Below are 12,778 nucleotides of genomic sequence, written 5' to 3' on the forward strand. Positions count from 1 at the left end.
TCCTCACACCACCGACGTCATCCCGCCGTCGACGAAGATGACCTGACCGTTGACGTACCGGGAGGCATCGGACGCCAGCCAGACGGCGGGACCCACGAGATCGTCCGGTGTGCCCCACCGGCCCGCGGGCGCCCGGCCGCGGAGCCAGGAGTCGAACTCGGCGTCGTCGACGAGGGCCTGCGTCATCTCGGTGTGGATGTAGCCGGGCGCGAGACCGTTGATCTGCAACCCGGACGCCGCCCATTCCGCCGTCATCGCTCGCGTCAGATTCCGCAATCCGCCCTTCGCGGCGGTGTACGGCGCAATCGTGGGCCGGGCCAGGTCGCTCTGCACCGAGCAGACGTTGACGATCTTCCCGCTGCCGCGCCCGATCTGGAACCGGGCCACCGCCCGCCCGACAAGGAAGGCGCTGGTGAGGTCGGTGTCGATCACCCGCTTCCAGTCCTCGACGGTGACGTCGAGCAGCGGTTGACGGTGTTGCAGCGCAGCGTTGTTGACCAGGATCTCGATCGGCCCGACCTCCGACTCGATCCGCGCGACGGATTCGTCCACCCGATCGGCATCGGTGACGTCGAACGCGCGCGCGTGGATCCGGTTCTCGCCGAACTGCTCGCAGAGTTCGTCCCGGGCCTGTGCGAGACGCGCTTGTGACACCCCATTGAGGACGATCGTGGCGCCCGCCTCGGCCAGGCCCCGCGCGAGTGCGAAGCCGATTCCCCGGCTGGAACCGGTGATCAGGGCGATGCGCCCGGACAGATCGAAGAGGTTCACAGGGCACGCACCGGGTTGCCGAGCGTGCCGATTCCGTCGAGCGTGATCTCGGCGCGGTCGCCCGGTTTGACCGGGCCGGACGTGAACGGACACCCCGTGAGCACGACGTCGCCCGGGCCGAGGGTCAGATACCGGGTGAGATGGACCAGTTGCTCGGAGACGTTCCAGGCGAGCTGCCGGGTGGACGCCTCCGCCACGGTCACCCCGTTCACGCGCACGGCGATCGGCACGTCGCCGGGGTCGAGGTCCGTCTCGATCGACGGTCCCAGCGGGGTGAAACCATCGCCGTGCTTGGCCTGGGTGAGTTTGTCGTCCAGCGCTATCTGTTCGACGGCGGTGACGTCGTTGCCGATCGTGTATCCGAGGATCGCCGACGGGACGTCCTCGGGACGCAGCCTGCGGCACGTGCGGCGGATGACAACGGCCAGTTCGCCCTCCACGACGACCTGCCCCAGCCCCTCGTCGGCGACGATCGGATCCTCGGGACCGACCACCGTCCGCGTCGACTTCATGAATGCCTGCAACGGCAGGTCGCGATCGCCGGGTGCGCCGTTGTGCGCCATCCCGAGCAGGACCCGCGGTTCGGCGGGCGCCAGCAGGCGGGCGTCGTCGACGTCGTGCGTGGGTCCGGTGAACGTCAGGGTGTCCGCGTAGAGATCCGTCACCTCGTGCCAGCGACCGTCGCGCAGGCACACCGGCCGCGGTCCCGAAGGCGTGGCGATGCGGGCCAGTCTCATACGTGCACCCGATCCTTCGACTCGGCGGCCACGGCGTCCGGTCCGTGAAGCGGATCGGCCATCGCGTCCCACGCGAGCCCGAGGTCGCGGCCGCGGGTCTCGGGTGTCACGAACGTCGTGGCGAACGTGATGACGCTGAGGACGAGAACGTAGATCGCGAGCGGCACCCACGAGTTGTTCAGCAGCGACAGCAGCAGGGCGCCGACGAACGGGGCGATGCCGCCGGCGAGGATCGCGCTCGTCTCCCGGGCGACCGCGACGCCGATGTAGCGGTGACGGTTCCCGAACAGCTCGGGCAGCGCGGCGCACTGTGCGCCGAGCATGACGTTGACGCCGATCCCGTAGCTGACCGCGAGGGTCGCCACCACGAGGTACGGGTTGCCGAGCGAGAGCAGCCACCACGACGGGACGGCGAGGACGAGTTGCAGGGCCGCACCGAACCGGTACACCCGCATCCGGCCGAAGCGGTCCGACAGTGCGCCCGAGAACGGGATGACGAGCATGCCGATGGCGGCGCCGCAAGCGATGGCGAGTGGTCCGATCGACTTGCTGACACCCACCACCGTGGTCACGTAGCTGATGCCGAGGGTCTGGAAGATGTACGAGCCACCGTTCTCGGCCATCCGCAGGCCGATGCCGCGGAGCACGCTGGGCATCGAACTGCCGACCAGTTCCCGGAACGGGCTCTCGCTGATCTGATCCTGCTTCTCCAGCTTGACGAACGTGGGGCTCTCCTGCATGCGGAGCCGGATGAACACGGCGACGGCGATGAGGAAGACGGAGGCCAGGAACGGCACCCGCCACACCCACGCGAGGAGGAGTTCCCGATCGATTTGACCGAGGATCGCGAAGACTCCCGACGCCATGAGTGTGCCCACCATGATCCCGACGAACGGGAGGGCGGAGAAGAATCCGCGGCGCGCGGTGGGGGAGTACTCGGCCATCAGCGTGGTGGCCCCGGCCTGTTCGGCGCCGGCGCCGAATCCCTGCAGCAGTCGCAGCGCGACCAGCAGGATCGGAGCCCAGATGCCGACCTGCGCGCCGGTGGGCAGGACGCCGATCAGGGTGCTCGCACCGCCCATGATGGCGATGGTGATCATCAGGACGGCCTTGCGTCCGAGGCGGTCCCCGAGGGCGCCGAAGAACAGGCCGCCGACGGGACGGGCGAGGAAGCCGACGGCGTAGGTGCCGAAACTGGCCATCAGCGCGGCCGACGCACCCATCGCGGGGAAGAAGAGCTGGCCGAAGATCAGCGCCGACGCCAGCCCGTACAGGGCGAAGTCGTAGTACTCGAGCGCGCTACCGATGGAACTGGCGAGCGTCGCGCGTTTGAGGTTGGCGGCGTACTCCGGGTCGTCCGAGGCGCGCACGGGCGTCGTCGAGTCTGTGTTCTTGGAGGCTGTCTTCTTGGAGTCTGGGGACATCTTCTGCTCCGTTGCGGGACGGGACCACGTCGAGCGCGGTCACAAACAGGTCGGTCTAGTGACCCAGGTCACTGGCATGCGGAGGACGATACAGCGGATCGAGCTATTTGTCATACATAATTGAAAGTGTTGACCAAATCACATTATTAGTGCAGAGTTTTTGATCTGAACATATGGTCAGCACCGGCCCGTAGCGAAGGAATCTGCAGTGAGCGCACACGACCCGAAGCCACTCGACCGACTCCGCGTCGTCGCCGCGACCCCCGTGAGCGAGGAACTCATCGATCTCGTCGTCCGCGCGGAACCGCGCATCGACTTCATCCGCGTGCAGGATCTGCTGCCACCCTCCCGGTTCCCCGGTGATCACTCCGGCGATCCGGCGTTCTCCCGGACCGCCGAGCAGCAGAAGGCGTTCGAGGACCTCGTCGATTCGGCGCAGGCCCTGTACGGCGTGCCGGACGAGAATCCGGCGGCACTGACGAGGACGGCGCGCGTCAACCCGGGGCTCCGCTGGGTGCACACCATGCCCGCGGGTGGCGGCGCGCAGGTGAAAGCGGCCGGACTCACCGACGAGCAACTCGGGCGCATCGCCTTCAGTACGTCCGCCGGCGTGCACGCGGAACCGCTCGCCGAGTTCGCCGTCTTCGGTCTGCTGGCCGGTGCCAAGACCCTCCCGCGTCTGCTCGCCCAGCAGCGCGACAAGGCGTGGAGTGGGCGGTGGGCCATGGGCACCGTGTCCGGGCAGCGCATCGTCGTCGTCGGGCTGGGCAGCATCGGCCGCGCGACGGCCCTCAAGCTGAAGGCGCTCGGCGCCACCGTCGTCGGAACGAGCAGACGCGACACCGCGGTCGAGGGCGTCGACGAGATCGTGCACCCCGACCGCCTGGCCGACGTGGTCGGGGACGCCGACGGCATCGTCGTGACACTGCCCGGAACCACCGCCACCGAAGGTCTCGTCAGCGCAAAGGTCTTCGGCGCGGTGAAGCCCGGGGTCACGGTGGTCAGCGTCGGCCGCGGCACCGTCGTCGACGAGGTGGCCATGACCGCGGCGATCGAGGACGGACGGGTCGGGTTCGCCGCCCTGGACGTGTTCGCGTCTGAGCCGCTGGTGTCGGACAGCCCGCTGTGGACTCACCCGAACGTGCTGGTCAGCCCCCACACCGCGGCCCTGAACCCCGCAGAGGATCGGCTGATCGCGGAACTGTTCGCGCGCAACGCCACTCGCTTCCTCGACGGCGCGGAGCTGATCAACCGCGTCGACACCGTCGAGTTCTACTGAGGATTCGGAGGCCGCTCAGGATCCGAGCAGCTTCGCCTTCGCCGCCGCGAACTCGTCGTCCGTGAGCACGCCCGCCTCCTTCAGGCGGGCGAGTTCCTGGAGTCGGGACACCAGGTCGTCGCCCCCGGCGGGTGCGGGTGGTGGCGGGGCGGCCTGCTGTTGCGCTGCCTGCTGTTCCGCGTACTGCTGCTGGGCCGCTTGGTCGATCCGCTCTTGTTCGTCCGCCTGCTTGTCGGCGGCGCGCCTGTTCATCGCGTTGGACGTTGCCCGTGCGGTGCCGGTGATCACCGCGGTCCGGGCTACCGTGCCGAGCAGTCCCGGACGTCCTACGCGGCGTGGACCTCTGAAAACCATGTCGTTCTCCGTTTCTGTGCGTGCAGGTCAGGTTGCCGCGGCGATGGCCGCCTCGACCACCTCGCGCGGGATGTGCAGGTGGAGGGCCACCTCGCCCCCGGCCTTGCGGGAGGCGGCCGCGACCTTGCGCGCCCACGTCTGCTCGTAGACGATCGCGACGGCGGACGAGCCCGGCTCCAGTGATTCCCGCACCACCTCGAGGTCCTCGTCGCTGATCAGTTCCTTGGCCTCGAGCGACAGGGCGGCGAGACCGATGCTGTCGAGGTCCTCGTCCACCTCGACCTGACGCATCGTTCCGTCCGTTCCCTTCGAGATGAACACGAGGTCGAGGATCGTGACCAGCCCCTGTTCGACTGCGTCCCGGAAGGTCTCGACCACCTCGGGGTCGGCCTGCTCACCCGGGAAGGTGAGAAAGAGGAACGCGACCGGACCGACATCTTCAGCTGAACTCGACATCTTTTCTCCCTGCGCTGGCGTGTCCTGGTGTCGATGATCGCCGCCGGCCGGGAGCCCCGCATCATCCACGACGGGTGATTCCGGTGGTGGCGTTCATCCGCTACGGATGATGTCTCGTGATCCGGGCTCTGTGAGGCTCGAGCCCAGTGCTGTTTCCGGTGGATCGAGAGACGGGGTGACGCATGCCTTCCGTGGGAGCCTCGCTGTTCTGGATCGTGGCATGCGCGGTGGTGGCCTCCGCGCCCGGCGTTCTGATCGCGTTCATCCTCCTCTTCCCGCTCGGGGCGACCCTGCTCGCGTCGACCCCCGAACCGGCGGGAGACACGGCCGGCCAGGCGCAGGGCGGCGACACGACTCCCGGGAGCAGACCATGACCCGCACCGAAGCGACACAGGCCCCGGCTCGGTCGACGATCATCCTCGCGACCCTCATCCTCGTGGCCGCCGTCGCCAACCTGAACCTGTCGGTCGCCAACGTCGCACTGCCCGACATCGGACGCGCGTTCGACGCGAGTCAGACGCAACTCAACCTCATTGCGGTGGCGTACTCCCTCGGACTCGCCGCGTCCGTCCTGTATCTCGGGGCGCTCGGCGACCGCTACGGACGCAAGCAGATGCTGGTGCTCGGCATGGCGCTGTCGCTGCCCGCGTCGGCGATCGCGGGTTTCGCCGGAAACTTCGAAATACTGTTCCTCGCACGCGTTCTCGGTGGAATCTCGGCCGGACTCGCGTACCCCACCACCCTCGCGATCATCACCGCACTGTGGGCGGGGCCGCCGCGGACTCGGGCCATCGCCCTGTGGTCGGCGCTCGGTGGCGCCATCTCCTCGCTCGGACCCATCGTGTCGGGTGCGCTGCTCGAGCAGTTCCACTGGGGCTCGGTGTTCTTCGTGACCCTCCCGCTCGCCGGCCTCGCCCTCGTCGCCGCCATCCTGTGGGTGCCCGCCCACGTCAACGAAACGACCGATCCCGTCGACAATCTCGGCGGCATCATTTCCGTCGTCTTCGTCGCCTCGCTCATCCTCGCGATCAATTTCGCACCCGTCGACGGCGCGGGAGCGACCGCCCTCGGGCTCGGGGTGATCGCCCTCGCGTCGGGTGCCGCATTCTTCCTGCAGCAACGCCGGGCGGCGCACCCGCTGTTCGATCTGCACGTCGCCGCCCGGCCGACGTTCTGGGTGGCCGCGGTCGGCGGGGTGATCGTGTTCGGCGCGCTGATGGGAGCGATGTTCATCGGGCAGCAGTTCCTGCAGAACGTGCTCGGGTACTCCACGCTCGCCGCCGGATCCGCGATCATCCCGGCCGCCGTCGCGATGGTCGTCGTCGCGCCCCGCTCCGCGAAACTCGTCGAATCGCACGGTGCCCGGTTCACCCTGCTGCTCGGGTACCTGTTCGTCGTCATCGGACTGGTGGTCGCGCTTGTGTGGTGGGACGAGGATGCGACGTTCTGGTGGGTGGCGCTCGCCTACGCGTTCGTCGGCATCGGCGTCGGGTTCGCGGGCACCCCCGCGTCCCGTTCGCTGACGGGGTCGGTGCCGGTGTCCCGCGCAGGCATGGCGTCCGGCACGTCCGACCTGCAACGCGACCTCGGTGGTGCGATCATGCAGTCGATCCTCGGCGCCGTGCTTACCGCCGGCTACGCGAAGTCGCTGTCGGCGACGATCGCGGCGTCGTCCGCCGCCGACCAGGTGTCGCCGGAAACCCAAGCGGCACTGACCAAGTCGTTCTCCAGTGCCGAGGTGCTCGCCGAGCGGTATCCGCAGTACGCGGAACAGATCATCACCGCCGCCCGCAATGCCTTCCTCGACGGCGACGACAAGGCCTACCTCGCGGCGATCCTCGTGGTCTGCGTCGGCGCCGTGGTGGTGTTCTTCTTCTTCCCGCGCCGGGACGAGGAGAAGCAGTTGCTGGCCGACTACGCGACCGAGAGAACGGAGTAGGGCGAATGTACCGCTCGCCGCGGCGGAAGCGTCGAAAGGCACATTCGCCCATCGGTGCCGGAGTAAATTTCCGGCAGGGGCACCTCGACGACGGGACCGCACGATGACAGCTCAGGTCGTGACCAAGACGAATCGGCGACGACTCCTCGGGGCGGCGGCGGCAACATTGCTGCTGGTGGCGCCGGTGGCGTGCTCGGACGACTCGTCTTCCACGGGCGCCTCCGCCACCTCGACGACGGAACAGTCGGGGTCGCCGAGCACCGGGGCGGACGCGCAGATCGACTCCGGTGTCGCGGCCCGGCTGGACGAGGCGATCCAGAAGGCGATGTCGATGGCGTCGATCCCCGGCGCGATCGTGGGCGTGTGGGGGCCCGACGGCAACTACGTCAAGGCCTTCGGTGTTTCCGACAAGACGTCGGGGGCGCCGATGGAGACCGACTTCTTCCACCGAATCGGCAGTGTGACAAAGACGTTCACGGTCACCGGGGTTCTGCAGTTGGTCGACGAGGACAAGGTCGCGCTCGACGATCCGATCTCCAAGTACGTCGAGGGTGTGCCGCTGGGTGATCAGATCACCCTGCGCGAACTCGCCCGGATGCAGAGCGGGCTGGCCAACTATTCGGCCAACGAGGACTTCCAGAAGGCCCTGCTCGCCAATCCGCAGGCGGACTTCACCCCGCAACAGTTGCTGGACTACGCGTTCGCGCAGCCGGCGTCCTTCCCGCCCGGGCAGGGATTCGAATACTCCAACACGAACACGATCCTGCTGGGGCTCGTCATCGAGAAGGTCAGCGGCATGCCGCTCCCGGAGTACGTGACGCAGAAGATCATCCAGCCGCTGAAGATGGCGGACACGAGCTTTCCGACCACCAACGCCTTCCCCGAACCGCACGCGCAGGGCTACACGGAGCAGACCGTGGACGGCAAGGAAGCCACGGCCACCGACTGGAATCCGTCCTGGGGATGGTCGGCGGGCGCCATGATCTCGACCCTCGACGATCTGCACATCTGGGCTCCCGCGCTGGCCACCGGAACTCTGCTGCAGCCGGCCACGCAGGCCCAGCGGCTCGAGACGGTGAACGCCCCGGGGCTGGCGCCCGACGTCGGTTACGGGCTGGGCATCTTCGACGTCGCCGGCTGGATCGGGCACAACGGCAGCCTGCCCGGCTATCAAACGGTCTGCGTCTACCTCCCCGAGAAGCAGACGACCCTCGCGATCATGATCAACACCGACGTCGCGTATCAGGACAGCGAACCGAGTACGGCGCTGGCGGGGGCCGTCACCGAGATCATCTCCCCGGAGCACGTGTATCACCTGCGCCCCGGAGCGCAGAATCCCGACGCGTCCACCCCAGCGACACCGACACCTTCGGAGACACCGGCGACAACGACGACCTCCGCCCCGCCGACCAGCTGACCCCCACGTGAGTGGCATTGCGTGCCCCCGCACACTTTGCCACTCACCTGCAGCGAGGGTCCGGGAAGTCTCAGCGGTTCGGGGTGAGCGCGACGACCGGGATCGGCCGGTCCGTCTTCTCCTGGTACTCGCGATACCGGCCGCCGTTGACCTCGTTCATCGTGGCCCACATCCGGTCGTAGTCCGGGTCGCCCGGAAGCACTTTTCGCGCCTTGACGGTGATGTGCTCGCGGCCCACCTGGATCTCACAGGTGGGTGCGGCCAGCACGTTGTGCATCCACGCCGGCGACGTGGGCGCGCCGCCCTTCGACGCGACCACCAGGAACGCGGCGCCGTCCCGGCCGTACGTCAGGGCGGACGTGCGCGGTTGCCCGGACTTCCGGCCGACGCTGTGCAACAGCAGGGTCGGCATTCCGAACAGCAACCGGTGCCCCACCCATCCGCCGCTGCGCTCGTACACGAACTGATGGAGCTGAAGAGCTTTCACGAACAGGTCGGTCACGGCGCCCTCGTCTCGGCACTGGGAACTGATCGGGCCACACGGGACGGCGACGCCGACCGGTCTACGGGCTGTGGAACGTGAAGATCCGGCAACCACTCATGTTCGCCGCCGATACGACGCCGTCGGCCCGCATGTAGTCGCCCTTGGCGGCGAGGTTGTTGGCGAGGGCGGCCTGATCGTCGCAAAAACTCTGGTCGGTCGGGTTGGCCGGGGGATTGCTGATGTAGGTGTCGCCGGGTGCAGCCGCGGCAAGGGCAGGCACGAGTGGGACGGCCGCTGCTGCAATCGCAATGGAGGCCGCCGCGACGATACGGCGGATCATCATGCTCCTCCGAAGGTGGTTCGAGTAGTGGGTGTGACACCATCCTGCACCGATCCGGGGCGCGCGACCATACCCCTAGGGGTGGAAAATACGACACCTCCTCTGTCGCCGTCAGCGCGGCCGGGCGTCCCCGTCGTCCAGAACGTGCTCGACCCTGTCTGCGGCGGCCACCGGATTCTCGTGCTCCCAGATTCGCACCACCGTCCAGCCTGCGTCCGCGAGCCTCGTGTCGGTGTCGCGGTCGCGGGTGACGTTCCCGGCGAGTTTCTCCGCCCACCATTCGGCATTGTTCTTCGGGAACGTGGCGTGCTGCGGGCAGCTGTGCCAGAAGCAGCCGTCCACGTACACGGCCACCTTCCGCCGCGGAAACACCAGGTCGGCGCGGCGTCGAACGCCCTTCATCGGGGCCCGGTCCACGAAGTACCGGACCCCACGCCGATGTAGTTCGCGGCGCAGTGCGAGCTCGGGTGCGGTGTCGCGCCGCCGCTGCGCCCGCATCCGGGCACTGGTCGCGGGATCGGTGGCGGGCATCGCGGGTCCGTCCGCCTACGCGGCGGCCTCGGGAAAGCCGCCCATGCGGTCGAGGTGGCTCTCGACGTCGTCGATGAACCCGGGAACGAACCGCAGATTCCCCATCCGCGCCCGCTTCAGGAACCCCGCGGTCGCGCGTGCCGACAGCAGTCGGGTGTCCTCGAGGAATCCGCTGAGATCCTCGTACGGTTCCTGCACGGGCCACGTCGACGTGTGCACCCGGAACGCCTGACGGTTGCTGCCCCACGCCGCCGCGGGCCACGCGTCGCCGGGCTTCATCGGCGTCTCGACACCGCGCTCGTAGTCCACCGGCTCGAGCAGTCGCCTGCCGACCCACGACGCCATCCGCACACTCACCGCGTTGCCGACGAGCTTCCACCGATGACTGTTCCGCAGACCGGGCACCAGCGCGGCCGGCGCCGTCCAGTCGGGGTCGAAACCCTGCAACCGTTCGGCATCCACCAGTCCGGGGGTCACGATCTCGCCCGACGGCAGCCGCACCGCGGGCGGGCTTGCGATGCCGACGGACGAACCACCCTTGAGCGTCGGGACCGCGTTGACGGCCCACCCGAGGCCGCGGGTGCCCTCGGTCCAGTAGAAGCCGCACGGGAAGTCGGCGGGATCGTCGACGGGACGCTCCCCGGCGTCCTCACCGAACAGCACCGCGCGCGGATCCTCCGTCCGCGAGGCGAGCATCAGGACCCGCTGCCGGCGCTGGGGGAGGCCGAACGCGCGCGCATCCACCACCCGGTACGCCCACGTGTAGCCGAGGTCCTCCAGAGCGTCCGTGATGTGCCTCATAGCAGCCCCCCGGCCCAGCTGCAGCATGAACGGAACGTTCTCGATCAGCAGCCAGCGCGGACCCCTCTTTCGCTTCACCAACCGGAACACCTCGTCGACGAGCCCGGACCGCGAGCCCGTGATGCCGGCGGTCCGGCCGGCCTGGGAGAGGTCCTGGCAGGGGAAACCGGCGGCCACCAATTCGATGTCCTGGGGGAGGGAACGCAACTTGGTGACGTCGGAATGCACTGGGACGTCCGTGAATCGGGTACGCAGAACCGCCTGGGCGCCCGGGTCGATCTCACAGAGCAGTTCGGTGTTCCAGCCGTGCTCCCTCAGACCCAACTCGAGCCCGCCGATACCGGCGAACAGGCCCACCATGCTCCCGGTTGACGTCACGGCACCCTTCCTCACGAACCAGTCACCCGAGAACGTTACTCGAGATCTGAGCCTGTCATGACCAACCACCCGTGAGTACTTCTTAACCGCCCGCGGTTAACAAGTACTCACGGCCCGGAGGCATCTAGACTTTTCGTGGGTGGGAACACAGGGAGGCGCCATGATCTCGGGTTTCCGGCACCGGTCGCACCTCCTGCGCGACGCTCAGGGCAGCGGCCTCGTCGAAGCGTTCGTCATCATCGGGATCGTCACGATCCTGCTCACCCGCGCCTACCTCCACCTCACCGGATATCCGCAGGTCGGGGGTTCCTCGCTGCACATCGCGCACGTCCTGTGGGGCGGACTCGGCATGGTCGTGGCCCTCGTCACCGTGTTCTCGTTCCTCGGGATGAAACCGCGGGTCCTGGGCGTCGTGGTCGGCGGCATCGGGTTCGGGTTGTTCCTCGACGAGATCGGCAAGTTCGTCACCAAGACCAACGACTACTTCTACCGGCCGTCCATCGCGATCATGTATGTGGTGATCGTCGTGTTGCTGCTGGTCAACCGGTCGCTACACGACGTGCGCCCGCCGACCCCGACGGAAGACGTCGCCAATGCCGCCGCGATCGCGCTCGGCGGACTCGACCGCGGACTGGACCGCGGGCGGCGGGAGCAGGCGCTGGCCCAACTGCGCAGGGCAGCCGCGGCCGGCGCCGACGAGGCGACGCTCACGCCCGTCCGGGATCTGCTCGCCCGCTGCCCGGACCGCGCCGGCCGGACCCTGCCTACGGCCCGGGAGCTAGCCCGGCGCGCGACCCCCGACTTCGCCAAAGGTCCCGGCATGCTCTGGACCGCGGCCGTGCTGCTCACCCTGTTCTCCACTCTGGGGCTGCTCAGTGCCGTGGTCACGCTCGGCGACGACCTTCGCGGCGACGAGGGAACCGACATCACCACCATCGGCCAGCTCACCGGATCCGCCATCGCCTTCGTGCTGTGCTGGGCGGGCATCGTGCGACTGCGGAACGGCAAGCTGTGGCCGCTGCAGTTCCTGCGGGCCGCCGCGCTCGTCACGGTCCTTCTCACCGAGGTGTTCGACTTCGTCGCCCAGGAATTCGGGGCGCTGCTGAACGTGGCCGTCGGACTCGGCGCCCTCGTCGTCTTCTCGTCGCGCATCGCGGTCACGGAACGCGCGCGCGCACTGGCTCTCGACAACTCTGCTGCAACGAAACTCGGCCCGTTGCCACCCCGGGCGCCGTCGTCGCTTACCGTAGACAGGTGAGCATCCAAGCCTCCGGTGCCTCGACCTGGCCCGCAGTACTGACGTGGCGGGCGGACAACGCACCCCGAATGGAATCGGTGCGCGTCCAGCTGAGCGGCGACCGCATCAAGGCCGCAGGGCGGATCATCGGCGGCGAGTGCGCCGAGCATCCGGCGTTCAGCGCGTCCTACGACCTCGTCACCGACGAGAGCGGTGTCACCCGCCGGCTGTCGCTGCGGACGTCCGTCGCGTCCGGTGAACGGCAGATGTCGATCAGCCGGGACGAAGAGGGCACGTGGATGGTGGAACACGGCGCCAACCACCAGCGGTCCACGTTCGACGGTGCCCTCGACGTCGACATGGTGCTCAGCCCCTTCTTCAACGCCCTGCCCATCCGGCGGTACGGCCTGCACCTCGGGTCGGAGGACGTCGAGGTCCCCGTCGTGTACGTGAACCTCCTGGACCTTCGGGTCGAGGGAGCGATCCTCACCTACAGCAGCGGTCCGGACGGCATTCACGTGCTGTCGCCGGTGTCGAGTTCCTCGGTGACCGTCGACGGGGACGGGTTCATCGTCGACTACCCGGGCCTGGCCGAACGGATCTAGGCGCTGCGCGCTCGTGCGCCTTTTT

General features: G+C 68.3%; 15 protein-coding genes. 6 read left to right on the plus strand and 9 right to left on the minus strand.

Going from position 1 to position 12,778, the window contains the following annotated elements:
- Positions 1–3: 3 nt before the first annotated feature.
- The 3 genes from ACFTWF_RS08080 to ACFTWF_RS08090 are packed head-to-tail and all read right to left on the minus strand — an operon-like array spanning position 4 to position 2,932.
- Complete coding sequence (locus tag ACFTWF_RS08080) at positions 4–771, minus strand: SDR family oxidoreductase (RefSeq protein ID WP_378460728.1); 768 nt, start codon at positions 769–771, stop codon at positions 4–6.
- A complete protein-coding gene (locus ACFTWF_RS08085) occupies positions 768–1,508 on the minus strand; it encodes a fumarylacetoacetate hydrolase family protein (RefSeq protein WP_378460729.1) in 741 nt (246 codons plus the stop codon). Before ACFTWF_RS08085 ends, ACFTWF_RS08080 begins: the two co-directional genes overlap by 4 nt.
- Positions 1,505–2,932 carry an MFS transporter gene (locus tag ACFTWF_RS08090; RefSeq protein ID WP_378460730.1) on the minus strand — a complete coding sequence of 476 codons (1,428 nt, stop codon included), beginning with the start codon at positions 2,930–2,932 and terminating at the stop codon, positions 1,505–1,507. The genes ACFTWF_RS08085 and ACFTWF_RS08090 overlap by 4 nt, the downstream gene beginning before the upstream one ends.
- 208 nt (positions 2,933–3,140) lie before the next feature.
- On the opposite strand from ACFTWF_RS08090, the gene ACFTWF_RS08095 reads away from it, so the two are divergent.
- Positions 3,141–4,211 (plus strand): D-2-hydroxyacid dehydrogenase, encoded by a 1,071-nt coding sequence (locus ACFTWF_RS08095; protein WP_378460731.1) that lies wholly within the window; start codon positions 3,141–3,143, stop codon positions 4,209–4,211.
- Positions 4,212–4,226: 15 nt separating this feature from the next.
- Here the strand turns inward: ACFTWF_RS08095 and ACFTWF_RS08100 are convergent, their stop codons facing one another.
- Positions 4,227–4,565, minus strand: coding sequence for an SHOCT domain-containing protein (locus ACFTWF_RS08100; protein ID WP_378460732.1), 339 nt, complete (start codon positions 4,563–4,565; stop codon positions 4,227–4,229).
- 27 nt (positions 4,566–4,592) lie between these two features.
- A complete protein-coding gene (locus ACFTWF_RS08105; RefSeq protein ID WP_185727061.1) occupies positions 4,593–5,021 on the minus strand; it encodes a DUF6325 family protein in 429 nt (142 codons plus the stop codon).
- Positions 5,022–5,203: 182 nt separating this feature from the next.
- Here ACFTWF_RS08105 and ACFTWF_RS08110 point away from each other — a divergent pair, with 182 nt between their 5' ends.
- From ACFTWF_RS08110 to ACFTWF_RS08120, 3 genes are all read left to right on the plus strand, one after another.
- Positions 5,204–5,395: a hypothetical protein gene (locus ACFTWF_RS08110; RefSeq protein ID WP_378460733.1), complete on the plus strand. Its 192-nt coding sequence runs from the start codon at positions 5,204–5,206 to the stop codon at positions 5,393–5,395.
- Complete coding sequence (locus ACFTWF_RS08115; RefSeq protein WP_378460734.1) at positions 5,392–6,960, plus strand: MFS transporter; 1,569 nt, start codon at positions 5,392–5,394, stop codon at positions 6,958–6,960. Before ACFTWF_RS08110 ends, ACFTWF_RS08115 begins: the two co-directional genes overlap by 4 nt.
- Positions 6,961–7,063: 103 nt before the next feature.
- Entirely contained in the window at positions 7,064–8,377 is a 1,314-nt protein-coding gene (locus tag ACFTWF_RS08120; protein ID WP_378460735.1) for a serine hydrolase domain-containing protein, read from the plus strand.
- A gap of 70 nt (positions 8,378–8,447) precedes the next feature.
- Here the strand turns inward: ACFTWF_RS08120 and ACFTWF_RS08125 are convergent, their stop codons facing one another.
- From ACFTWF_RS08125 to ACFTWF_RS08140, 4 genes are all read right to left on the minus strand, one after another.
- Positions 8,448–8,879, minus strand: coding sequence for a nitroreductase family deazaflavin-dependent oxidoreductase (locus tag ACFTWF_RS08125; protein ID WP_378460736.1), 432 nt, complete (start codon positions 8,877–8,879; stop codon positions 8,448–8,450).
- Positions 8,880–8,940: 61 nt separating this feature from the next.
- Complete coding sequence (locus tag ACFTWF_RS08130) at positions 8,941–9,204, minus strand: hypothetical protein (protein WP_378460737.1); 264 nt, start codon at positions 9,202–9,204, stop codon at positions 8,941–8,943.
- Positions 9,205–9,312: 108 nt separating this feature from the next.
- A complete protein-coding gene (locus tag ACFTWF_RS08135; protein ID WP_378460738.1) occupies positions 9,313–9,732 on the minus strand; it encodes a very short patch repair endonuclease in 420 nt (139 codons plus the stop codon).
- A 15-nt stretch (positions 9,733–9,747) separates the two neighbouring features.
- Complete coding sequence (locus ACFTWF_RS08140) at positions 9,748–10,893, minus strand: DNA cytosine methyltransferase (RefSeq protein ID WP_378460901.1); 1,146 nt, start codon at positions 10,891–10,893, stop codon at positions 9,748–9,750.
- A gap of 178 nt (positions 10,894–11,071) precedes the next feature.
- On the opposite strand from ACFTWF_RS08140, the gene ACFTWF_RS08145 reads away from it, so the two are divergent.
- Positions 11,072–12,169, plus strand: coding sequence for a hypothetical protein (locus tag ACFTWF_RS08145; RefSeq protein WP_378460739.1), 1,098 nt, complete (start codon positions 11,072–11,074; stop codon positions 12,167–12,169).
- Entirely contained in the window at positions 12,166–12,753 is a 588-nt protein-coding gene (locus tag ACFTWF_RS08150; RefSeq protein WP_378460740.1) for a putative glycolipid-binding domain-containing protein, read from the plus strand. Before ACFTWF_RS08145 ends, ACFTWF_RS08150 begins: the two co-directional genes overlap by 4 nt.
- Positions 12,754–12,778: the final 25 nt, after the last annotated feature.

This window comes from Rhodococcus sp. NPDC056960, assembly GCF_042674125.1.
Lineage (GTDB): Bacteria > Actinomycetota > Actinomycetes > Mycobacteriales > Mycobacteriaceae > Rhodococcus_F.

What these genes read in the sequence shown, in the direction of transcription:
- ACFTWF_RS08100 (WP_378460732.1), bottom strand. Translation starts at nt 4,565, where the DNA reads ATGGTTTTCAGAGGTCCACGCCGCGTAGGACGTCCGGGACTGCTCGGC.
- ACFTWF_RS08115 (WP_378460734.1), top strand. Translation starts at nt 5,392, where the DNA reads ATGACCCGCACCGAAGCGACACAGGCCCCGGCTCGGTCGACGATCATC.
- ACFTWF_RS08140 (WP_378460901.1), bottom strand. Translation starts at nt 10,893, where the DNA reads ATGGTGGGCCTGTTCGCCGGTATCGGCGGGCTCGAGTTGGGTCTGAGG.
- ACFTWF_RS08130 (WP_378460737.1), bottom strand. Translation starts at nt 9,204, where the DNA reads ATGATGATCCGCCGTATCGTCGCGGCGGCCTCCATTGCGATTGCAGCA.
- ACFTWF_RS08135 (WP_378460738.1), bottom strand. Translation starts at nt 9,732, where the DNA reads ATGCCCGCCACCGATCCCGCGACCAGTGCCCGGATGCGGGCGCAGCGG.
- ACFTWF_RS08110 (WP_378460733.1), top strand. Translation starts at nt 5,204, where the DNA reads ATGCCTTCCGTGGGAGCCTCGCTGTTCTGGATCGTGGCATGCGCGGTG.
- ACFTWF_RS08145 (WP_378460739.1), top strand. Translation starts at nt 11,072, where the DNA reads ATGATCTCGGGTTTCCGGCACCGGTCGCACCTCCTGCGCGACGCTCAG.
- ACFTWF_RS08105 (WP_185727061.1), bottom strand. Translation starts at nt 5,021, where the DNA reads ATGTCGAGTTCAGCTGAAGATGTCGGTCCGGTCGCGTTCCTCTTTCTC.
- ACFTWF_RS08085 (WP_378460729.1), bottom strand. Translation starts at nt 1,508, where the DNA reads ATGAGACTGGCCCGCATCGCCACGCCTTCGGGACCGCGGCCGGTGTGC.
- ACFTWF_RS08120 (WP_378460735.1), top strand. Translation starts at nt 7,064, where the DNA reads ATGACAGCTCAGGTCGTGACCAAGACGAATCGGCGACGACTCCTCGGG.
- ACFTWF_RS08090 (WP_378460730.1), bottom strand. Translation starts at nt 2,932, where the DNA reads ATGTCCCCAGACTCCAAGAAGACAGCCTCCAAGAACACAGACTCGACG.